The organism is Achromobacter sp. E1 (assembly GCF_037039475.1).
Classification (GTDB): domain Bacteria; phylum Pseudomonadota; class Gammaproteobacteria; order Burkholderiales; family Burkholderiaceae_B; genus Achromobacter; species Achromobacter mucicolens.
The window spans coordinates 504,470-525,344 of record NZ_CP146253.1 but is presented as its reverse complement, the minus strand read 5'-3'; the positions used below and the strand labels follow the sequence as shown (position 1 = coordinate 525,344).

17 protein-coding genes are annotated in these 20,875 nt (G+C 67.4%); 5 read left to right on the top strand and 12 right to left on the bottom strand.

The window, feature by feature from the left end; all coding sequences use genetic code 11:
• Positions 1-9 precede the first annotated feature (9 nt).
• The 4 genes from V6V88_RS02365 to V6V88_RS02350 form a co-directional block, all read right to left on the bottom strand.
• Positions 10-1,275 (bottom strand): MdtA/MuxA family multidrug efflux RND transporter periplasmic adaptor subunit, encoded by a 1,266-nt coding sequence (locus V6V88_RS02365; protein WP_142051432.1) that lies wholly within the window; start codon positions 1,273-1,275, stop codon positions 10-12.
• A gap of 133 nt (positions 1,276-1,408) precedes the next feature.
• Positions 1,409-2,161 carry a cell division protein ZapD gene (zapD, locus tag V6V88_RS02360; protein ID WP_056327494.1) on the bottom strand — a complete coding sequence of 251 codons (753 nt, stop codon included), beginning with the start codon at positions 2,159-2,161 and terminating at the stop codon, positions 1,409-1,411.
• 71 nt (positions 2,162-2,232) lie between these two features.
• Positions 2,233-2,850, bottom strand: coding sequence for a dephospho-CoA kinase (coaE, locus tag V6V88_RS02355; RefSeq protein ID WP_062840231.1), 618 nt, complete (start codon positions 2,848-2,850; stop codon positions 2,233-2,235).
• A 10-nt stretch (positions 2,851-2,860) separates the two neighbouring features.
• Positions 2,861-3,712, bottom strand: coding sequence for an A24 family peptidase (locus V6V88_RS02350; RefSeq protein ID WP_338617589.1), 852 nt, complete (start codon positions 3,710-3,712; stop codon positions 2,861-2,863).
• Between the two features lie 203 nt (positions 3,713-3,915).
• Here V6V88_RS02350 and V6V88_RS02345 point away from each other — a divergent pair, with 203 nt between their 5' ends.
• Positions 3,916-4,698: a copper resistance protein NlpE N-terminal domain-containing protein gene (locus V6V88_RS02345; RefSeq protein ID WP_223574127.1), complete on the top strand. Its 783-nt coding sequence runs from the start codon at positions 3,916-3,918 to the stop codon at positions 4,696-4,698.
• Positions 4,699-4,898: 200 nt separating this feature from the next.
• On the opposite strand, the gene V6V88_RS02340 is transcribed toward V6V88_RS02345, so the two are convergent.
• The 4 genes from V6V88_RS02340 to V6V88_RS02325 all read right to left on the bottom strand — a co-directional run bounded on the left by V6V88_RS02340 (position 4,899) and on the right by V6V88_RS02325 (position 7,382).
• The gene (locus V6V88_RS02340; protein WP_338617588.1) at positions 4,899-5,261 is read right to left on the bottom strand and encodes a helix-turn-helix transcriptional regulator; all 363 of its coding nucleotides are present in this window, start codon (positions 5,259-5,261) and stop codon (positions 4,899-4,901) included.
• 136 nt (positions 5,262-5,397) lie between these two features.
• On the bottom strand, positions 5,398-6,252 hold the full coding sequence (panC, locus tag V6V88_RS02335) for a pantoate--beta-alanine ligase (RefSeq protein ID WP_056327503.1): 855 nt from the start codon (positions 6,250-6,252) through the stop codon (positions 5,398-5,400).
• Between the two features lie 34 nt (positions 6,253-6,286).
• A complete protein-coding gene (locus V6V88_RS02330) occupies positions 6,287-7,177 on the bottom strand; it encodes a ScpA family protein (protein ID WP_056327505.1) in 891 nt (296 codons plus the stop codon).
• A gap of 16 nt (positions 7,178-7,193) precedes the next feature.
• Positions 7,194-7,382 carry a DUF3460 family protein gene (locus tag V6V88_RS02325; protein WP_056327507.1) on the bottom strand — a complete coding sequence of 63 codons (189 nt, stop codon included), beginning with the start codon at positions 7,380-7,382 and terminating at the stop codon, positions 7,194-7,196.
• Between the two features lie 98 nt (positions 7,383-7,480).
• Between V6V88_RS02325 and V6V88_RS02320 the strand changes: the two genes are divergently transcribed.
• The gene (locus tag V6V88_RS02320) at positions 7,481-8,935 is read left to right on the top strand and encodes a DHA2 family efflux MFS transporter permease subunit (RefSeq protein ID WP_062840234.1); all 1,455 of its coding nucleotides are present in this window, start codon (positions 7,481-7,483) and stop codon (positions 8,933-8,935) included.
• Positions 8,922-10,448 (top strand): glycerol kinase GlpK, encoded by a 1,527-nt coding sequence (glpK, locus tag V6V88_RS02315; RefSeq protein ID WP_338617583.1) that lies wholly within the window; start codon positions 8,922-8,924, stop codon positions 10,446-10,448. Before V6V88_RS02320 ends, glpK begins: the two co-directional genes overlap by 14 nt.
• 653 nt (positions 10,449-11,101) lie before the next feature.
• Here glpK and V6V88_RS02310 read toward each other — a convergent pair.
• Positions 11,102-14,716: an indolepyruvate ferredoxin oxidoreductase family protein gene (locus tag V6V88_RS02310; protein WP_223574125.1), complete on the bottom strand. Its 3,615-nt coding sequence runs from the start codon at positions 14,714-14,716 to the stop codon at positions 11,102-11,104.
• Between the two features lie 226 nt (positions 14,717-14,942).
• Between V6V88_RS02310 and mutY the strand changes: the two genes are divergently transcribed.
• Positions 14,943-16,025, top strand: a complete 1,083-nt coding sequence (gene mutY, locus V6V88_RS02305; protein WP_223574124.1) for an A/G-specific adenine glycosylase — start codon at positions 14,943-14,945, stop codon at positions 16,023-16,025.
• Between the two features lie 357 nt (positions 16,026-16,382).
• Here the strand turns inward: mutY and V6V88_RS02300 are convergent, their stop codons facing one another.
• Positions 16,383-17,207 (bottom strand): helix-turn-helix transcriptional regulator, encoded by an 825-nt coding sequence (locus tag V6V88_RS02300; protein ID WP_062840236.1) that lies wholly within the window; start codon positions 17,205-17,207, stop codon positions 16,383-16,385.
• Between the two features lie 125 nt (positions 17,208-17,332).
• Here V6V88_RS02300 and V6V88_RS02295 point away from each other — a divergent pair, with 125 nt between their 5' ends.
• A complete protein-coding gene (locus tag V6V88_RS02295) occupies positions 17,333-18,103 on the top strand; it encodes a class I SAM-dependent methyltransferase (RefSeq protein WP_142051450.1) in 771 nt (256 codons plus the stop codon).
• Between the two features lie 31 nt (positions 18,104-18,134).
• Here V6V88_RS02295 and V6V88_RS02290 read toward each other — a convergent pair whose 3' ends face one another.
• On the bottom strand, positions 18,135-19,673 hold the full coding sequence (locus tag V6V88_RS02290; RefSeq protein WP_338617579.1) for a mannitol dehydrogenase family protein: 1,539 nt from the start codon (positions 19,671-19,673) through the stop codon (positions 18,135-18,137).
• Positions 19,661-20,872, bottom strand: a complete 1,212-nt coding sequence (manD, locus tag V6V88_RS02285) for a D-mannonate dehydratase ManD (protein WP_175236265.1) — start codon at positions 20,870-20,872, stop codon at positions 19,661-19,663. The genes V6V88_RS02290 and manD overlap by 13 nt, the downstream gene beginning before the upstream one ends.
• Between the last annotated feature and the right edge of the window lie 3 nt (positions 20,873-20,875).

Genomic DNA, 20,875 nt, shown 5'->3' with positions numbered 1-20,875 from the left:
GTTCTCTGCTTACTTGGCCGCGGGCGTGGTGCCGGCCGGCGCGCCCGCGCCGAGCGACTTGTCGCGGGCAGCGGGAATGACTTCGGCGCCCCCCACGATTTCCACCTTGGCGCCGGCGCGCAGGCGGTCGGTGCCTTCGGTGACGACCCGATCCCCGGGCTTGAGACCTTCATTGACGGCGACCATGCCGGCGTTGATGGCGCCCAGCTTCACCGGGCGCACCGCGATCGTATTGTCGTCCTGCACCAGGAAGACGAACGCGCCGGCCGAACCCTGCTGGACCGCGGCCGTCGGAATGGCCGTCACGTCCTTGCGGGTCAGCACGTGCAGCCGCACGTTGACGAACTGGTTGGGGAAAAGCGCATCGTCGGTGTTGTCGAAACGGGCCTTGAGCTTGAGCGTGCCGGTTGCCACGTCGATCTGGTTGTCCAGCGTCTCGAGCGTGCCCGAGGCGATGCGGCGGGTGTCGGCGCGGTCATAGGCGTCGACGGTCAGCGTCTTGCCGGCCGCCAACTCGGCGCGCACTTCCGGCAGCTGCGTTTCGGGCAGGGTGAAGACGACGGAGATGGGTTGGGTCTGGGTGATGACGACCAGCCCGTTGGTGTCGGAGCTGGAAACCAGATTGCCGCGGTCGACCTGACGCAGACCCAGGCGGCCGCTGATCGGCGCGGTGATGCGGGCGTAATCCAGTTGCAGCTTGGCATTGTCGACATTGGCCTGGTCGCTCTTGACCGTGCCTTCGTACTGGCGCACCAGCGCGGCCTGCGTGTCGACCTGCTGGCGGGCGATGGAGTCCTGCTTGAAAAGGGCCTGGTAGCGTTGCAGGTCGCGGCGGGCGTTTTCCAGCTGCGCGAGGTTCTGCATCTGCGTGCCGCGCGCCTGGTCAAGCGCCACCTGGAAGGCGCGCGGGTCCACCTGGGCGAGCAGGTCGCCGGCCTTGACCTGCTGGCCTTCCTGGAAGGCGACGTCCACAAGTTCGCCGCTGACGCGGCTTCGGACGGTAACGGTGTTGTAGGCGGTAACGGTGCCCAGCGAGCGCAGGAAGATGTCGATGTCCTGCTGCGCGGCGGTGGCGATACGGACCGGAACAGGCATGTTGGCCATGGCGGCCGCGGGCGGCCTGCCGCCTGTCCGCCCCCCCGGACCCGCCTGCTTGGCCGACGGCCGCAGCACCACCCAGGCAATCGCCGCGACGGCAAGCAGCAGCAAGACCAGACCGACGACGCGGCGGCGGCTCCAGCGGGAGGGTGGGGATACGGGACGGCTATCGGACATGGACTCGGTTCCGGCACACTCGGAAGGAAAGCCGTATTGTCTACTAGACCGTCCCGGTTTCGGCCCTGGTCCCCGTCAGCCTGAAACTACCCGCAACAGGAATCCGGGCCGCGAAACCGTACGTAACTTGCGCCTAGGAACTGCACAAGGTCATCTGGAACGCCACGTCGCGGGCCACCTGCTGAGGCTTGAACTCCCCGTCCTGCGTGGAAAAACGTATCCAGATCATGTACTTATTGGCGCTGATCTCGGGAAAGACGCCCTGGGCGGGATCCACCCAGACGCGCAGAAGCTGGAACTGCTTGCCGCCCAGCATCTGCTGATAGGCGCCCTGCTCGGCCACGATGTCGGTCTTGCGGCCGGACTCGCGCAACAGGCGCAGCGCCAGCGTCAGACCGTCGTAGAGGGGAATGAAGGGCGACACCCAGGCCTGCAGGTCCGCGCAGCGCGCGGCTTCGGGCTTGTTCTGCCAGGCGTAGTAGGACGGCATGTCGACCTGCGTGGCGCTGCCGGGCATCGACAAGCGGCCGCGCAGGCTGGTCAGCCATTCGTTCTCGCGCAGCGACTGGCCGGTCTTGCCGGGTGCAGCCAGCGCGCTGGCCACCTTTTCCATTTCGCGCAGCATGCTTTCCAGCGCGTCCTGCGCAACGCCAGGATGGTCGCGCAGTCCGACCAGCGCCAGGCGCTGGCGTTCAAGGTCCTGGAGGATCGCCCCCTTTACGTCGGTGCGTTCGCAAGCATCGAGCAGATCGAACAATGAGGAGACGGCAACTTGATGCTGGCGTGAGTCGCCCTCGCGAGCAAAGAAGAAGAGCCTGTCGAACAGGTATTCCAGCCGCAGATAAGCACGGATGCGCTCATTGAAGGGGTATTCGTAAACGATCACGCTTTTTTACAGGCCCTATCAGTGGTTGGCCGGCGGGCCAAGAATTTTCAGGGGTGCCGGCAGCCGCTGGCTTACCGGCCCGTGGTGGTCGCCAGCGCCAGCCAGCGGTCATGCAGGGTCAACGCCCGCGCGCGCAATTGATCCGGCGTGGTCGTTGCGTCGTTGAGTATGACGTCGTCCGCGACCTCCAACCGGCGTGCCCGCGCAGCCTGTGCCGCCATGATACGCCGGATGTCCTGCTCCGTCAGCCCGCTGCGCTGCTGCACGCGGGCCACCTGCGTCTCGGGGTCGCAGTCCACCACGCAGATACGATCCACGCGATCGCGCCAACGGTCCAGGGACTCGACCAACAGGGGCACCACAAAGACCAGATACGATCCTTGGGCGGCCGCCGCCTGACGTTCCGTTTCGCGGCCGATGACCGGATGCAGCACGGCCTCAAGCCGCAGGCGGACCTGCGGATCGGCGAATGCCTGCGCGCGCATCCATGCGCGGTCCAGCGCGCCGTCGGGCGTCAAGGCCTCGCGGCCGAATTCGCGTTCGATCGCCGGCATGGCGGCGCCGCCCGCGGCGGTCAGCGCGCGCGCGATCTCGTCGGTGTCGACCAGGGCCGCGCCCCACTCGGCCAGCATGTCCGCCACGCGGGACTTGCCCGAACCGATGCCGCCCGTCAGACCAATCTTGAACATGCGCCTTTCCTCATGTGCTCATGAATTGCAATACGCCATGCTCGCCGCCCAATAGCAGCATGACCAACCCGGCCAGCGCCAGATAGGGTCCGAAGGGCAAGGGCTGGCCGCGCCGCGCGCGGCCGGTCAGCGTCAATGCGCCGCCAATCAGCACGCCCACCAGCGATGCGCTCAGAAGCAGCATCGGCAAGGCTTCGATGCCAAACCACGCGCCCAGCGCGGCCAGCAGCTTGAAGTCGCCCTGCCCCATGCCTTCGCGCCCGGTCAGCAGGCGGAACACATGAAAGATAACCCACAGGAACAGGTATCCCGCCACGGCTCCGACCACTGCCATCTGCACGCTGGCGAACGCATCGAAGAGGTTCACCAGCAGACCCGCCCACACCAGCGGCTGGGTCAGCACATCGGGCAGCAGCGTCGTTTCGAAATCGATCCAGGCCAGCGCCACCAGCGTGGCCGACAGGCCCATGGCGGCAAGCGCGATCGGCGTCGCGCCAAAGCGCAGCGCGCAGCCGGCAAAAAGCGCGCAGGTCAGCAGTTCGATGACGGGATAGCGCCAGCCGATGGGCGCATGGCAGGCGGCACACCGGCCGCGCAGCAACAGCCAGCCGAGCAGGGGAATTCGCGCCATGCGGTCCAGGGGCGCCTCGCAGGCGGGGCAATGCGAGGCCGGCGACAGCAAGCCATAGTGGCCGGGCGGCCGCGGCTTGCCGGCCGCGTCCATGCACTGCGCCTGCCACTCGCGCTCCATCATGCGCGGCAGCCGATGGGTCAGCACCGTCAGCCAGTTGCCCACGAACAAGCCGGCCAGCGCCGCCGCGCCAATGAAGACGCCCAGGGGCAGATCAAGGTTTTGCCACATCGCCGTCACCACCCTGCGTGGCCCGGACACGGCTGCCCATCCGACAGGCCGGCGATGGCGCAAGGGATGAGGGGCCGCGCGCGGCCATGTCGTAATTTGTGCATAAAGTGCGGCAAATGCCCGGGAACGGCTAAGGGGAACGTATCGAATCTTCGCATAAGTGCGTAAAATCGGAGACAGACTCAATTCACGGATAAGCTGCCATGGCCGCGCGCGTCGATATCGTTTCCCGCTCCCCCAAACTCGGCGTCATGGGGCTGCTGTTAGCGGGCGCCGTGATAGGCGCTACCGGCTGCGCCAAGCAGAAGACCGAAGGCTACTACGACCTGCCGGCGGAAAGCACCGTGACCGACGCGCAGTATCAGGGCTCGGGCGCCGGCTACCGCAACATCATCCGCGCGCCGTCGCAAGTGCAGATCGAGCTCAAGCCCGACGCGCGCCGTCAGCAGAACCAGAACCAGCAGGCCGTTGCCGCGGGCCAGACCACCGAAGACGGCCAAGCCGTGCCCGAAGGCGCCGAAGGCGGCTCGGGCGGATCGGGCGGATCGGCACCTGCGCCCGCCGCGGCGCCTGCCGCCGCGCCCAGCGGCATCACCCACAGCCTGGTGCCGCAGCCTCAGACCTACATGGGCACGCTGCCGTGTTTCTCGCCCGCCATGCAATGCACGGCCCAGCGCGTGACGTTGACGCTGGCCCCCAATGGCCGTTGGCGCGGCCGCACCGCCTACCTGGACAACGATCCCAAGAAGGGTCCGCCCGTGTCCGAGCAAGGCTGCTGGGACGCCACCGACGAACGTCCGCCGCGCGTCATCCTGATGGACGGCCAGGGCAACGTCCGGGTGGAATTCCTGGTTGCGGCCAACAATGTGCTGCGCGTGCGCTCGATTGGCGGCCAGACGCCCAACCTGAACTACAACCTGACCCGCCAGCCGGATCTGGACCCCATCGACGAGCTGGCAAACGCCGCCGCCCCCAAGTGCCCCTGATCAAAAGGCTGTCCGCCCGCGGCGCCTGAACGCCGCCGGACACAACGCCCACGCACCCCTTTCCGGGCCTGACGAACACCCTGTTCGTCAGGCCCGAATTCATTGGGCGACGACATTGGGGCGGCGCGGCAGGCGCCGCAAGCACGACGGGCGCGACAGACGCGACAGGCCCGACAGGCGTGGCCAGCGTGGCGGCAACGTCAGGGAGGCACCGGTTTCGATGGGCATGCGCCGTAGGCGCCGGCGGGTTCGTGCAGCACCTGGGCCGGCGCGCTGGCACCGCCCGAAGGCGGCATCGGGCTGGGGCGCCACTGCGCGCCCGGGACGGGCGAGGCGCCTGACTGCCCGTGCGCACACAACCGGCACGCAAGCTGCATGGCGTTTCGGGCGCCGAGTTTGGCGAAGATGCGGGCGCGATGGGCCTCGACCGTGCGCAGGGAGATGCCCAGGTCGATGGCGATGACCTTGTTGGCCCGCCCGGCCGCCACGTAATCGACGATCTGGCGTTCGCGGGCGGTCAGGGAGGACAGGACGGCGTCGAGTTCGGGGTGAGGAAAAGACATGGGGCAGCTCGCTTGCAATGTAGGATTGCAAACAGTCTGCCCCGGTGTCACAGCCGGCGTAAGCTGACAATTCTGATAGGGGGTGACCAAAACACCCCGCATCATGCGCCCGCGGCTAGCCCGCCTTCCGCCTGCCTCAGGCGGTGTAGTCCAGTTCCAGGTTGTCGATCAGCCGCGTGGCGCCCAGCTTAGCGGCAGCCAGCACCACGACGGGTTCGCCGGCTTGCAGATCCGCGGCCTCGGGGCGCTTCAGATCGCGCTGGCGGCGCAGGGCCACGTAATCCACCTTCCAGCCGCGCTGCGTCAGGCGCTGGACGGCGTCGTTCTCCAGGGCGGCGGCGTCGCGCTCACCCCGGGCCAGACGCCGGCCGATCTCTTGCAGTTCGGCGTACAGCGCCGGCGCTTCGGCACGTTCGGCTTCGCTCAGGTACCGGTTGCGCGAGGACAGCGCCAGCCCGTCGTCCGCGCGCACGGTTTCATGCGCCAGCACCTCGACGGGCAACTGGAACTGGCGGCACATGTTGCGCACCACCATCAGCTGCTGGTAGTCCTTCTTGCCGAACACGGCCACACGCGGCTGCACGCACGAGAACAGCTTGAGCACGACCGTGCTGACCCCGGCGAAAAATCCCGGACGGAACTCGCCTTCCAGGATGTCGCCCAGGTCGTCGGGCGGCTGGATGCGGAAATTCTGCGGTTCGGGGTACATCTCGCGTTCGTTCGGCGCGAACAGCACGTAGACGTCGCGCGCCGCTTCAAGCTTTTCGATGTCGGCGGCCAGGGTGCGCGGATACTGGTCGAAGTCCTCGTTCGGGCCGAATTGCAGGCGGTTCACGAAGATGCTGGCCACGACGGGATCACCGTGCTGGCGCGCCAGCTTCATGAGCGCGAGGTGGCCTTCGTGCAGGTTGCCCATGGTGGGCACGAACGACACGCGGTTCTGTCCGCGCAGGTGATCGCGCAATTCCTGGATGGTGTGTACGACTTTCAAGGGAAATCTCCGGGGGAGTGGCGCCCGGTCAGGATCAGGCCGCGACCGCTGCCACGCTGGTGTACGCCAGGCGCACGTAGATGGGAGCATAAGGCTCCGCCTGCGTGATCTCCAGCAGCGATTCGCGCGCCAGCTCGAGCATGGCGATGAAATGCACGACAACGACCGCGGCGGGCGCGCCCTCGCGGACGCGCTCCATGAACAGGTCGCCGAATTCCATGAAACGCACGTCGTTCAGGCGGCGCAGGATGTGCGTCATGTGATCGCGCACCGACAGCTGCTCGCGCGTGATGTGGTGATGCTGGTTCAGCTTGGCCCGTTTCATGATGTCGGCCCACGCCGCGCGCAGGTCGTCCACACTGACGTCCGGCAGCGCGCGCTCGACGCTCAGGTCGGCCACGGCCTGGCTGCTGACGAAATCGCGGCCCAGTTGCGGCAGCTTGTCCAGCTTCTGGGCGGCCAGCTTCATCTGCTCGTATTCGAGCAGGCGGCGCACCAGTTCGGCGCGCGGATCCTCGGGCTCTTCGCCGGTGTCGGTCTTTTTGACCGGCAGCAGCATGCGCGACTTGATCTCGATGAGCATGGCCGCCATCAATAGGTATTCGGCGGCCAGTTCGAGGTTGGTGATGCGGATCTGATCCACGTACGACAGGTACTGCCGCGTGACATCCGCCATGGGGATGTCCAGAACGTTGAAGTTCTGCTTGCGGATCAGGTAAAGCAACAGGTCCAGCGGCCCTTCGAAGGCTTCGAGAAAGACTTCCAGCGCATCGGGCGGAATGTACAGATCCGTCGGCATCTGGAACAGCGGCTCGCCGTACAGACGCGCAAACGCCACGCTATCGATGGTGTCGGGCGTGCTGTCGACGGACGGTTCCACTAGCTTGGCCAGGGCATCGCCCGGCACCGAGGGGTTCTGGACCATGTGTGCCGCAAAAGTATCAGTCGGCCTGATACACGTACGGCTTTTGCGCCACGCGGGCCGCGCGGAAGCCTTCGAGCAGCTCCTGGTCCTGCTGCTTGTCCCAGAGACGGGCGCGTCCCTCGCGCTGGCGCTCTTCCGTGCCAGGGTGGGATTTCTTGTAGTCCTTCAGGAACTGGGTGATCTCGGATTCGTAGTTGGTCGCCATGGCACCAATTTCATTAGGTTGCAGATGTCGCGAGTTTACTTCACGGCGGCCGGATCCCCGGCGTTACAATCGTCAGGCTCTCATTGCAGCCTTCCGACATGTCCGCAGAATCCGCAGCCGCAGCCAATCCCGCTCCGCCCTCAACCCCGGACGCGGTGCGCGCGGCGCGCATGATCCCCTTCATCGTGGGGTGCGCGCTCTTCATGCAGATGCTGGACGCCACGGTCGTGGCGACCGCCCTGCCCGCCATGGCCCGGGCCCTGGGGTCCACCCCCGTGCGGCTCAACGTGGCCATCACGTCCTACCTGCTGGCCGTCGCCGTCTTCGTGCCCATCAGCGGCTGGGCGGCCGACCGCTACGGCGCCCGGCGCGTCTTCATCACCGCGATTGGCCTGTTCACGCTCAGTTCCGTCGCGTGCGCCCTGTCGCAGGATCTGCAACAGCTCGTGCTGGCGCGGATCGTGCAGGGCATGGCGGGCGCCATGATGGTGCCCGTGGGGCGGATCATCCTCTTGCGCACCGTGCCCAAGCAGGATCTGCTCAAGGCCATGTCCTTCCTGTCCATTCCGGCGCTGCTGGGACCGGTGATCGGACCGCCGCTGGGCGGCTTCATGGTCACGTACATGTCGTGGCACTGGATCTTCCTGATCAACATCCCGATCGGCATCCTGGGCATCTTCCTCGTCCTGCGCTTTGTCGCGGAAATCCGCGAAACCGGCACGCCCCGCCTGGACTGGATCGGCTTCCTGCTCAGTTCGGTGTGCCTGGCCACGCTGGTCAGCGGCTTCGAGGCCATCGGCCGCGACGTCATGCCGCTGCCCATCTTGCTCAGCCTCATCGGCGTGGGCATCGTCTGCGGGCTGCTGTACGGCGTGCACGCGCGGCGCACCGAACATCCCATCATCGACCTGTCCCTGATGCGGATTCCCACCTTCGCCATCTCCACGCTGGGCGGCAACCTGTGCCGCTTCGCCGTCGGCGCCACGCCCTTCCTCCTGGCCATGCTGCTGCAGGTGGGTTTTGGGCTGTCGCCGTTCTCGGCCGGGCTCATCACTTTCGCCAGCGCCGCCGGCGCGCTGCTGATGAAATTTGTCGCCACGCCCATCGTGCAGCGCTTCGGCTTTCGCCGCGTGCTGACCCTGAACGCCATCCTGACTGGCGGCTTCATCATCGTCTGCGGCGCCTTCAACCCGGCCACGCCCGTCTGGCTGATGATCGCCATCCTGCTGGTGGGCGGCTTCTTCCGGTCGTTGCAGTTCACCGGGGTAAATACGCTAACCTATGCCGACATCCCGCCCGCCAAGATGAGCCGCGCCAGCAGCTTCTCGGCCATGGCGCAGCAACTGGGCATCACGCTGGGCGTCGGGGTGGCCGCGGTCACGCTGAACATCAGCATGTCGCTGCGCGGCGCCGAAACGCTGGCCATCAGCGACGTGGTCGCCGGCTTCGTCGTCATCGGCCTGCTGTGCATGGCATCGACCTTCTCTTTTAGACGCCTCGACCCGCTGGCCGGGGCACACCTGAACGGCGCGAAAAACAGTGACGACGAATGAATTTGTCCTAGCCCTGGACCAGGGCACGACCAGCTCCCGAGCCATCGTCTTTGACCGCGAAGGCGTCGTGCGCGGCGTTGGCCAACGCGAATTCCGCCAGCACTATCCGCGTCCAGGCTGGGTCGAGCACGATGCCAACGAGATCTGGCACAGCCAGCTCGACGTCGCCCGCGAAGCCCTGCGCAACGCCGGCGCGGCCGCCGCCGACATCGCCGCCATCGGCATCACCAACCAGCGCGAAACCACCCTCATCTGGGAACGCGCCACCGGCCGTCCCCTTGCCCGCGCCATCGTCTGGCAAGACCGCCGCACCGCGCCCCTGTGCGACAAGCTCCGCCAGGACGGCCATGGCGACTTCCTGCAGGCGCGCACCGGCCTGGTCGTCGACGCCTACTTCTCCGGCACCAAGCTCGCCTGGCTGCTGGATCACGTGCCCGGTGCGCGCAGCACGGCCGAACGCGGCGAACTGGCCTTCGGCACCGTCGACACCTGGCTCATCTGGCAACTGACCGGCGGCGCCGTCCACAGCACAGACCCCAGCAACGCCTCGCGCACCATGCTGTTCGACCTGCACACGCAGGACTGGAACGACGACATCCTGGCGCTGCTCAATATCCCGCGCAGCGTGCTGCCCCAGATCGCGCCCAGCAGCGCCATCGTCGGCGACGCCCTGCCCGAATGGCTGGGCGGCTCCGTGCCCATCGCCGGCGTCGCGGGCGACCAGCAGGCCGCCACCTTCGGCCAGGCCTGCTTCACGCCCGGCATGGCCAAGAACACCTACGGCACCGGCTGCTTCATGCTCATGAACGTCGGCGACAAACCCGTCGAATCGCGCAACAACCTCTTGTCCACCGTCGGCTGGGGCCTGCCCCAACCCGGCCACGACAAATGGAAGCCCGCCTACATGCTAGAAGGCGGCGTCTTCGTCGCCGGCGCAGCCGTCCAATGGCTGCGCGACGGCCTGGGCATCATCCAGCGCTCCGAAGACATCGAATCCCTGGCCGCCAGCGTCTCGGACACCGACGACGTCTTCATGGTCCCCGCCTTCGCCGGCCTGGGCGCCCCCCACTGGGACCCCTACGCCCGAGGCACCCTCGTCGGCCTGACCCGCGGCACCACCCGCGCCCACATCGCCCGCGCCACGCTGGAATCCATCGCCCTGCAAAGCGCGGAACTACTCACCTGCATGAACGCCGACAGCGGCATCGCCCTGACGGAACTGCGCGTCGACGGCGGCGCTGCACGCAATGACTTGCTGATGCAGATGCAGGCTGACATTCTGGGCGTTCCGGTTGTCCGCCCCAGGGTTCCCGAATCCACCGCCCTGGGCGCGGCGGGTCTGGCAGGCTTGGCCGTTGGTTTCTGGTCGAGCCAGGATGAATTCGCCTCCAAGTGGCAAGCCGAACGCACGTTCAGCCCGACTTGGCCGGAATCTGTCCGGGAAGCGCGAATGAAGCGGTGGCGGCAGGCGGTGGAATTGTCTAAAGGCTGGTCGGCTGGGGCGGGCAAGTAACGGCGCGTTGGAGAACCGGTGTCAGACACCCAGCCACACTGCGACAAGTTGAGCCGTCATTTCAAGGGTGTCAGACACCTACGCCGTGGGTGTCTAACATCTACGCAGCGGCCGATGGCGGCAAGAACTCAAAAACCAAGCCGCACACGCGAAGCGTCATCGCCACGACGCAAGACACCGCGTAAGTCACCGGAGGCCGCCCGCGCGGCCGAACGGTGACGGGCAGCGCAAACTGCTTCAAAACCACGCTGACGTCGAAAAGCACCTCAAGAACTCCACCCGACCCAGCGACCGCCAAGCTCAGGTCACTCGAGCCCGGTGCGGCGTCGGCCTGGGGTGCGCGGGGCGTGTAGATGCGCCCGAGGGAATCTGAAGGAAGCGCCGAAGGCGCTGACGAAGATGACAACGGGGCAGTCCGGAGCGAAGGCTCTGGACCGCAATCGTAGCCCCGCGCGCCCCAGGCCGACGCCGCGCCGGGCGTCTAAAGAACCTTTCCCACCGCCGGCAGCCCCGGCGCGCGGGGATAACAACTTTTAAAACGCCTCGCCCACAAAAATACGGACAGCCCCCCCGCCCTCAGCATTCAAGCGCAAATCCCATTCGCACCCAGCCGTGTCGTAGGTCCCTGTCAAAGACAATCAAAGCCCTACCATTCAAGCAGCCCGAACCCCAATCGCCACCACCCTCGCAGTGAACCCCTTCAACAACTCCTCCCGCATCGCCTCAGCCCGCGACATCGACGCCTCCTTCACATGCCCGTACCCGCGAATCTCCTCGGGCACGCTAGCCAGCGCCACCGCCTTATCCAGATTCCCGCGATTCAACTTCCCCAAGATCGCCGTCATCGTCTCCCGATACTCCTGGATCAACGCCCGCTCCGCCCGCCGCTCCTTCGTATACCCGAACGGATCGAACCGCGACCCGCGCAAGAACCGCATCCGCGCCAGCACGCCAAACACCTTCAGCATCCCCGGCCCGTAAGCCCGCTTCACCAGATGCCCATCCTTGTCCCGCCGCGCAAACACCGGCGGCGCCAAGTGAAAGCGCAGCTTCCAATCCCCCTCGAACTGCTCACCCACCCGCTTCACAAACTCCCCGTCCGAGTACAGCCGCGCGACTTCGTACTCGTCCTTGTAGGCCATCAGCTTGAAGTAATAGCGCGCCACTGCCAGTGCCAATCGGTTCGTGCCCGTCGCCTCCCGCTCCGCCCGCGCCACCTTGTTCACCAGGTCCGTGTACTGCTTTGCATACGCCGCGTCCTGGTACTGCGTCAGAAAGGCCTCGCGCACCGCCACCATCCGCGCCAGTTCGCCCGCCGGCTGCTTCAAGTCCGCCACGGGAGTCGGCGCCCGCGGCCGCGTGATCTCGATGATGTCATCCGGCTGCGCGGGCGACACGCCGCCGTTGGCCATCAGACGCGCCACCGCCGCCGGCTCGTGCGCCGCGCGGCGCCCCCATGCGAATGCCGCAAGATTGTTCGCCACCTGCTGGCCGTTCAGTTCGATCGCCCGCAACAGCGCCTCGCGCGACAGCGGTATCCAGCCCTTCTGAAATGCGTAGCCCATCATCAGCGGATTTGAGTAGATCGCATCGCCCAGCAGCACCACAGCCATCGCGGCTGCGTCCACCGCGGCCAGGTTGTCCTTGCCGCACGCGCTTTGCAGATCCGACGTCAGACTCGCGCCCGGCAGCGTCCACGATGGGTTCGACACGAACGCCGCCGTCGGCGCCGTATCGCTATTGAGCAGGACGTGCGTGCGCCCTGGCGTCACCCGGGCCATCGCCTCCGGACTCGTCGCCACCACCAGATCGCCCGCCAGCAGCAGGTCTGCCTCGCCCATCGCCACCCGCGTGTTCAGCAAATGATCCGGCGAGCCTGCCAGCACCACATGGGAAAACACCGCGCCGCCCTTCTGCGCCAGCCCCGCCATGTCCAGCACCGAACAGCCCTTGCCCTCCAGGTGCGCCGCCATGCCCAGCAACTGGCCGATCGTCACCACGCCCGTCCCGCCCACCCCCGCGATGAACACCCCATAAGGCGCATCCAGTCCGTGCGGGCGCGGCAAGGGCACACCCTCGTCCGGCGCGCCGCCCGACTGCGCCAGCGCTTGCGGCTTTCTCAGCTTGCCGCCTTCCACCGTCACCAGGCTGGGGCAAAAGCCCTTCAGACAGGAAAAGTCCTTGTTGCAGCTTGACTGGTTGATCTTGCGCTTGCGCCCGAACTCGGTCTCCAGCGGCTCCACCGACAGACAGTTCGACTTCGCCGAGCAGTCGCCACACCCCTCGCACACCCGTTCATTGATGACCACGCGGCGCGCCGGATCCGGATAGGCATTGCGCTTGCGGCGGCGGCGCTTTTCCGTGGCGCAGGTCTGGTCGTAGATCAGCACCGACACCCCCGGATGCTCGCGCAGCTCGCGCATCACCGCGTCCAGCTCGTCGCGGTGGCGCACCGGCACACCCGGCGCCAGGTCCGACACCTCCACGTACTTGCGCGGATCGTCCGTCACCACCACGATCTTCTCGATGCCCTCGGCCGCCACTTGGCGCGTAATCATCGGCACGCTGATCGGGCCGTCCACCGGCTGCCCGCCCGTCATCGCGACCGCGTCGTTGAACAGGATCTTGTATGTGATCGGCGCCTTGGCCGCCACCGCTGCCCGAATCGCCAGCAGCCCCGAATGAAAGTAGGTGCCGTCGCCCAGGTTCGCAAACACGTGCTTTTCCTCGGTGAACGGCGCCTGCCCCAGCCACGGCACGCCCTCGCCGCCCATCTGCGTGAAAACGTCCGTGCCGCGGTCCATCCATCGCACCATGTAGTGGCAGCCGATGCCCGCCATGCCGCGAGACCCCTCCGGCAGGCGCGTCGACGTGTTGTGCGGACAGCCCGAACAGAACCAGGGCTTGCGCTCCTCGACCACGCGCGGACGCGCCAGCGCCGCTTCGCGGGCTCGAATGAATTCCAGCCGCGCCTCGATGCCCGCGCGCACGTCGTCCGGCAACGCGAAACGCAACAGGCGCGCCCCGATCGCCTTGGCAACCATCGCGGGCGAAAACTCGTAATGCGCCGGCAGCAGCCAGTTGCCCTGCGGCACCGACCACTCGCCGCCATCCTTGTCGTCGAACTTGCCCACCACCCGAGGAATCTTCTTGCCGCTACCGATCCAGCTGAACAGCTCCTCCTTCAGCTGGTACTCCAGCACCTGGCGCTTTTCCTCCACGACCAGGATCTCGTCCAGCCCTTCCGCGAAACGCTGCGTGCCCGCGGACTCCAGCGGCCACACCATGCCCACCTTGAACAGCCGCACGCCGATGCGCCGGCACACGTCTTCGGACAGCCCCAGGTCCGACAGCGCCTGGCGCGTGTCCAGATAGGCCTTGCCCGAAGTCATGATGCCGAAGCGCGCCGCCTGCTGCGGCACCTCCCAGAGCTCCCGGTTCAACCCGTTGGCGCGCGCATAGGCCAGCGCCGCATACAGCTTGTAGTCCAAGAGCCGCGCTTCCTGCTGCAACGGCGTGTCCGGCAGCCGGATGTTCAGGCCGTCCGGCGGCAGCTGGAAATCCTCGGGCAGCACGATGCGCACCCGGTGCGGATCCACGTCCACGGACGCCGATACCTCCACGATGTCGGTGATGCACTTCATGCCGACCCACACCCCCGCGTACCGGCTCATCGCCCAGCCGTGCAGGCCGTAGTCCAGCACCTCCTGCACGCTGGACGGGAACAGCACCGGGATCATGCAGGCCTTCAGGATGTGGTCGCTCTGATGCGGCAGGGTCGACGACTTGGCGGGATGGTCATCGCCCGCCACCACCAGCACGCCGCCGTGGCGCGCCGTGCCCGCCGCGTTGGCATGCTTGAAGACGTCGCCGCAGCGGTCCACGCCCGGCCCCTTGCCGTACCACATGCCGAACACGCCGTCGTACTTGGCGCCGGGAAAAAGGTTCACCTGCTGCGTGCCCCACACCGCCGTCGCGGCCAGGTCCTCATTGATGCCCGGCTGGAACTCCACGTGGTGCGCCTTCAGATGGGCGGCGGCCTTCCACATGTTCTGGTCGACGCCGCCCAGCGGCGAGCCCCGGTACCCCGACACGAATCCCGCCGTGTTCAACCCTGCCTGCGCATCGCGCACGCGCTGCATCATGGGCAGCCGCACCAGCGCGTGGATGCCGCTCATCCAGGCGCGGCCGGATTGCAGGGTGTATTTGTCGTCGAGCTGAACGGATTCGAGCGCCGCGCGGACGGCGGGCGTGAGGGGGGCATTCATGTCTACTCCAACATCGGATGCCCCAACAAGCGGCGCGCAGCTCCACAGAACGCACGCGGGCCAGCAAGGGCCGTGAAAGTGAAGTCCTGATGCGTTCACGCCTTCTGCGGGCCGAATCGCGCTTGCCGCGCCGGCTGGCCAAAAAATAGGGCCAGCTGACGCTAGTCCTTTCGGTTGTACCCCCTGGCCCTCGGGCGGGCAATAGGGCGATGCGATAATTGCCGGCATGGACTTCGCCCCTCGCATCGTCGCCTGGCAGCGCCAGCACGGCCGCCACGATCTCCCCTGGCAGAACACCCGGGATCCCTACCGGATCTGGCTATCCGAAATCATGCTGCAGCAGACACAGGTAGCCACTGTCATCCCCTACTACGAGCGCTTTCTGCAACGCTTTCCGGACGTCGCGGCGCTGGCCGCCGCCTCGCAGGAAGACGTGATGCCGTACTGGGCAGGCCTGGGCTATTACGCCCGCGCCCGCAACCTGCACCGCTGCGCCCAGGAGATCGTGCGCGACTGGGACGGGCGCTTTCCGCCCACCGCCGAGGCCATCGCCACCCTGCCCGGCATCGGCCGGTCCACCGCCGCAGCCATTGCCGCGTTCTCGAACGGCGAGCGTTCACCCATCCTGGACGGCAACGTCAAGCGCGTGTTCACCCGTCACTTCGGCATAGCGGGCGATCCGGCCAAGCGCGAGGTCGAGCAGCGTCTTTGGGCGCTGGCGCATGCGCAGGTGGACGCCGCGCCGGGACTCGACATGGCGGCGTACACGCAGGGGCTGATGGACCTGGGCGCCACGCTCTGCACACGCGGCAAGCCCGCCTGCGACCGATGCCCCGTGGCGGACACTTGCGTCGCGCGCCGAGAAGGCCGCCAGGCCGAGTTGCCCACGCCCAAAGTGCGCAAGGCCATCCCCGAGCGCGAGACCTGTATGTTGGTGCTGCGGCACCAGGGCGCTTTCCTGCTGCAACAGCGCCCCGAACCGGGCATCTGGGGCGGCCTGTGGAGCCTGCCCGAATTCGACGCGGCAGGCGACCCCGACAGCGCATCACGCGCGTTGGGGCTGGAGCCGGAGCAGCGCTTCGAACTTGCCGCTTTCGCCCACACGTTCACGCACTACCGGCTGCACATCCGTCCTTGGCTCGTGCCGGTGCGCGCGGTCGCGCTGCGGGAACCGGCCCTGCCCGAGCGCTGGGTGCCGGCGGACAAGCTGGGGACGATGGCGCTGCCCGCGCCGGTCAAGAAGCTGCTGCAAGGGCTGGTGGATGCGGGGATGCAGGACAGCCTGTTTGGCGAGGAAAACGCGGCATAGCGATCGGGCGGGTAATCCGGCGTGGGCTGGAGCGGTGTCAGACACCCTGCCAACACTGCGCCACACCCACGACCGCCGCTCCAGGGTGTCAGACACCGTTCAAGCGGCAGCACCGTCGCGCCTTGGTCAAAAACATCGGTTACGCGCACGCTAATGCAGGTGTCTTACGCCAATGCAGGTGGCAGGCACCCCTTCGACGCAGCAACAATCCGACGCAACGCAGGTGTCTGACACCCCTGCGGCGCAGCAACAAGCCCTCGGCCATCTCGCTCGGGTGTCAGACACCGGTCAAACAGCAGCACCGTTGCCCCTTGGCGGAAAACGCCGGGCAATCTACGGCGCCGTCCCATTCCAGAGTCAGACGCCCGCCCCGCTCAGCAGCATCACCAGCTTCAGATCCGGGTGCGTCGCCAGGCGGAAGGTGATCTGCTGATACGCCAGCTTGCCGCGGCGCGGGTGCTGGAATTCGCGCAGCCCGCCTTCGCGCTCCACCACCGCGTGGCGGGTCCACCAGTGTGAGAAAACCACGCTTTGCCGGCTCAAGCTGTCCAGCAGCGCCAGCACGGCCGGTTCGTCCAGATGTGCGCCCGCATCGGCGCGGAACTCGGCCACCACACGGCGGGCGCGTTGGTCCCAGTCGACCACCAGCTCGCGCGCGGCGGGGTCCAGGAAGATGTATCGCAGCAGGTTCGGGGCGGGGTCGCGTTCGGGCCAGTGGTCGAACAGGTCGACCAGCGGCGCATTGCACGCCAGCACGTTCCAGGCGCGGTCCAGCACATAGGCCGGCGCATTGATCGCGTTCACGCATTCCTGCAGCGGGCCCGGCGCGCCGCCGGCGTCGTCGCGGGCGTGCTGCGGGTCGGCGCAATCGGCCAGGTCGAAGAGATAGGCGCGTTCCGCCCGCGCCAGTTGCAGCACGCCGGCGATGCGTGACCACACCGACGGCGACACCGACACCTCGCGCCCCTGCTCGATCCACGTGTACCAGGTGACGCTGATGCCGCAAAGCTGCGCCACCTCTTCGCGCCGCAGGCCGGGCGTGCGGCGGCGCGATCCCTCGGGCAGGCCCGCCATCTGCGGCGTGATGCGCGACCGCGCGCTGCGCACGAACTCGCCCAGCGCGTGGCGGCGCAGATGAGAGCCTTCGTGGCCGGGCGTGACGGGCTGGGGGGAAGTATTCATACCAGGATGAGCAATGGGCTTGTACGTGTATACGGGCCCGCCTATCTTAGCGCCTGCACCCTTTCGCAATCTCGAAAGGATTCCCGGCAACAATCCGCGCCGCGTTCCCGACACAAGGACCCCTCATGACCGCCAGCACCCACGACGCCGCCGTCGACCGCCAATTCAGCCCCCGCGCCGCCGCCTACCTGACCAGCGCCGTGCACGCGCAAGGCGAAGACCTGGTTCAGATGGCCGCCATTGCCGGCCAGCACCCCGCCGCGCGCGTCTTGGATCTGGGCTGTGGCGGCGGCCACGTGAGCTTTCACGTGGCCCCGCAAGTCGCGCAGGTGACCGCCTACGACCTGTCGCAGCAGATGCTGGACGTCGTCGCCGCCGAAGCCGCCAAGCGTGGCCTGGCCAATCTGGTCACCCGACAAGGCAAGGCCGAGTACCTGCCCTTCGGCGACGGCGAATTCGACCTGGTGATGTCGCGCTATTCCACCCACCACTGGCAGGACGCCGGGCGCGGACTGCGCGAGGCCTTCCGCGTGCTCAAGCCGGGCGGCATTGCCGTGTTCGCCGACGTGGTGTCGCCGGGCGAACCGTTGCTGGACACCTGGCTGCAAACCATCGAGGTGCTGCGCGACACCTCGCACGTGCGCGACTACTCGGTGGCCGAATGGACCCGCATGCTTACCGAGGCCGGCTTCACGCTGCAGGAACTGGCGCCGCGCCGCCTGCCGCTGGAATTCCAGTCGTGGGTGACGCGCATGCGCACGCCCGACACGCTGGTCGCAGCGCTGCGCCACATGTTCGGCATCGCGCCGGACGTCGTGCGCGCGCACTTCGACGTGCGCGACGATGCCTCGTTCACCAGCGACACGGCGACCATCGTGGTGCGCAAGCCGGGCTGAACCGCAAGCCCGAGTCGGCCCGCAGGCGCCGTCAGCCCGCCGACGCGCGATGCATCGCGGACAAGGCGCCCGCGACACTCTGGCTGCGCAGCAACTGCGCAGCCGCGCCCACCGCCCGCACGAATCGCGGTTCCTGCCCCAGGTCGCCGAACACCGGTTCAAAGCCCGTCATCACGCCCGCCCACGCCAACATCGCCGCCGGTCCCTCGCCCGCCTGCTCGGCCCGCTCACGCCGATGCGCCAGCGCTTGGGCCATCGGATCCTGGATCTCGTAGACGCGCCCCGCCTCATCCGCCCCGCGCAGGAACCGCAGCCATCCCGCCACGGCCAGCGCCAACCCGGGGATCGGCGCATCCGCCGCCAGCCGGTCGCGCACGGTGCCGAGCAGCCGCTGCGGCAATTTCTGCGAACCGTCCATCGCGATCTGCCGCGTCTGGTGCCTGAGCGCCGGATTGGCAAACCGATGCAGCAGCCCTTCGCGATACGCAGCCAGATCCAGCCCCGGCAGCGGCGGCAGCGTCGGCTCGATCTCCTGGCTCATCAGCGCGCGCAGATACCGCCGCATGCCCGGCTGCGCCATCGCCTCGTCCACGGTGGCCCACCCCGCCATCACCGACAGATACGCCAGCGCCGAATGCGCACCGTTGACCATGCGAAGCTTCAGCGTTTCGAACGGCGCCGCGTCCGCCACGAAGCGCGCACCGCCTGCGGTCCAGTCCGGCCGGCCCGCCGCAAACCGGTCTTCGACGACCCATTCCAGATAAGGCTCGGCCACCACAGGCCAGGCATCTCGCACGCCCAGCGCCGCAGCGATCGCCTGGCGGTCTGCGTCCGTCGTGCGCGGCACGATGCGGTCGACCATCGAGCACGGAAACGTGCACGCCGACGCGATCCATTCGGTCAATCCGGCGTCCACGCGTGCCGCGAATGTGAGCACCAGCGCGCGCAGCAGGTGGCCATTGGCGGGCAGGTTGTCCAGCGACATCACCGTGACCGGCGCCAGGCCTGCCGCGCGGCGCAACTGCAGGCCGTGCACGAGAAACCCGATGACGCCGCGGGGCGTCGCGGGTTGCGCAAGGTCATGCACGATGTCGGGATGGTCCGGATTCAGGCGGCCGCTGGCCGGATCGTGACAATAGCCCTTCTCGGTGACCGTGATGCTGACGATGCGCGTGCCGGGCGCCGCAATGCGGTCCAGCACGGCTTGCGGATCCTCGGGCGCGACCAGCGTCTCGCGCAGGCAGCCGATCACGCCAAGGCGTTGCCGGGGCGCGCCGCTGGCGTCGGCATCGCGCAGCGCCAGCGCATAAAGGCCGTCCTGCGGCGCCAACGCGTCGCGCGTATCGGTCTGGCGCAACGACACGCCGCAGATGCCCCAATCCGCACTCGCGACCGCGCGCAGCGCGGCGTCGTTCACTGCGGCCAGATGCGCCCGCGCAAAAGCGCCCAGGCCCAGATGCACGATGCCGATGCCCAGCGCGGCCCGGTCAAAACCAGGACGCGCCACGTGCGCGGGCAAGGCGTCCAGCGTCCGCGCGTCCAGCCGGCCGCCCTCGCCTACCAGTTCCATAGCGTGCCGTCGTGCTGCAACCGGTTCACGGGCAGGTACGCGCGCTGATAGGGGTACCGCGCCGCCAGCTTCTCGTCGATGTCGACGCCGTGGCCCGGGGCCTCGCCCGGATACAGCATGCCCTGCTCGAACGTGTAGGCGTGCGGGAAGACGGCATCCGTCTCCTCGGTGTGCCGCATGTATTCCTGGATGCCGAAATTCGGCACCCACAGGTCAAAGTGCAGCGCCGCGCCCATGCAGACCGGCGACAGGTCCGTGGCCCCGTGGCAGCCGGTGCGCACCTGGTAGAGCGAGGCCATGTCGGCAATGCGGCGCAGATGCGTGATGCCGCCCGCGTGAACGACCGTGGTGCGGATGTAGTCGATAAGCTGGTTCTGCACCAGATCCTTGCAGTCCCAGATCGTGTTGAAGACTTCGCCCACCGCCAGCGGCGTGGTGGTGTGCTGGCGGATCAGCCGGAACGCCTCCTGGTTTTCAGCGGGCGTGGCGTCTTCCATCCAGAAGAGGTTGTAGGGTTCCAGCGACTTGCCCAGGCGCGCGGCCTCGATGGGGGTCAGCCGGTGATGCACGTCGTGCAGCAGATGGTGCTCGAAACCCAGCTTCTCGCGGACGCGTTCGAACAGCTGCGGCGCGTGACGCAGATACTTTTCGGTGGACCAGTCATGCTCGCTGGGCAGGTCCGCGTCGGCGGGCTCGTAGAACAACGTGCCCCGGCCCACGCCGTACACCTTCTCCAACCCCGGCACGCCGCTTTGCGCGCGGATGGCGCGATAACCCATGTCGGCGTAGCGCAGCACTTCGTCCACGGTGTGCTCGATGTCCGAACCGTTGGCGTGGCCGTAGACCATCACGCCGCTGCGGCTCTTGCCGCCCAGAAGCTGGTACAACGGCATGCCGGCAGCCTTGGCCTTCAGGTCCCACAGCGCCGTGTCCACGCCCGCGATGGCGGTCATGGTGACCGGCCCGCGCCGCCAATATGCGCCCTTGTACAGGTACTGCCAGATGTCCTCGATCTGATGCGCGTCGCGCCCGATCAGGCACGGGATGACATGCTCGGTCAGGTAGGCCGCCACCGCCAGCTCGCGCCCGTTCAGCGTCGCGTCGCCGATGCCGGTCAGGCCCTGGTCGGTTTCGATCTTCAGGGTCACGAAGTTGCGGCCCGGACAACAGACAATCACGCGTGCATTCGTAATCTTCATCGT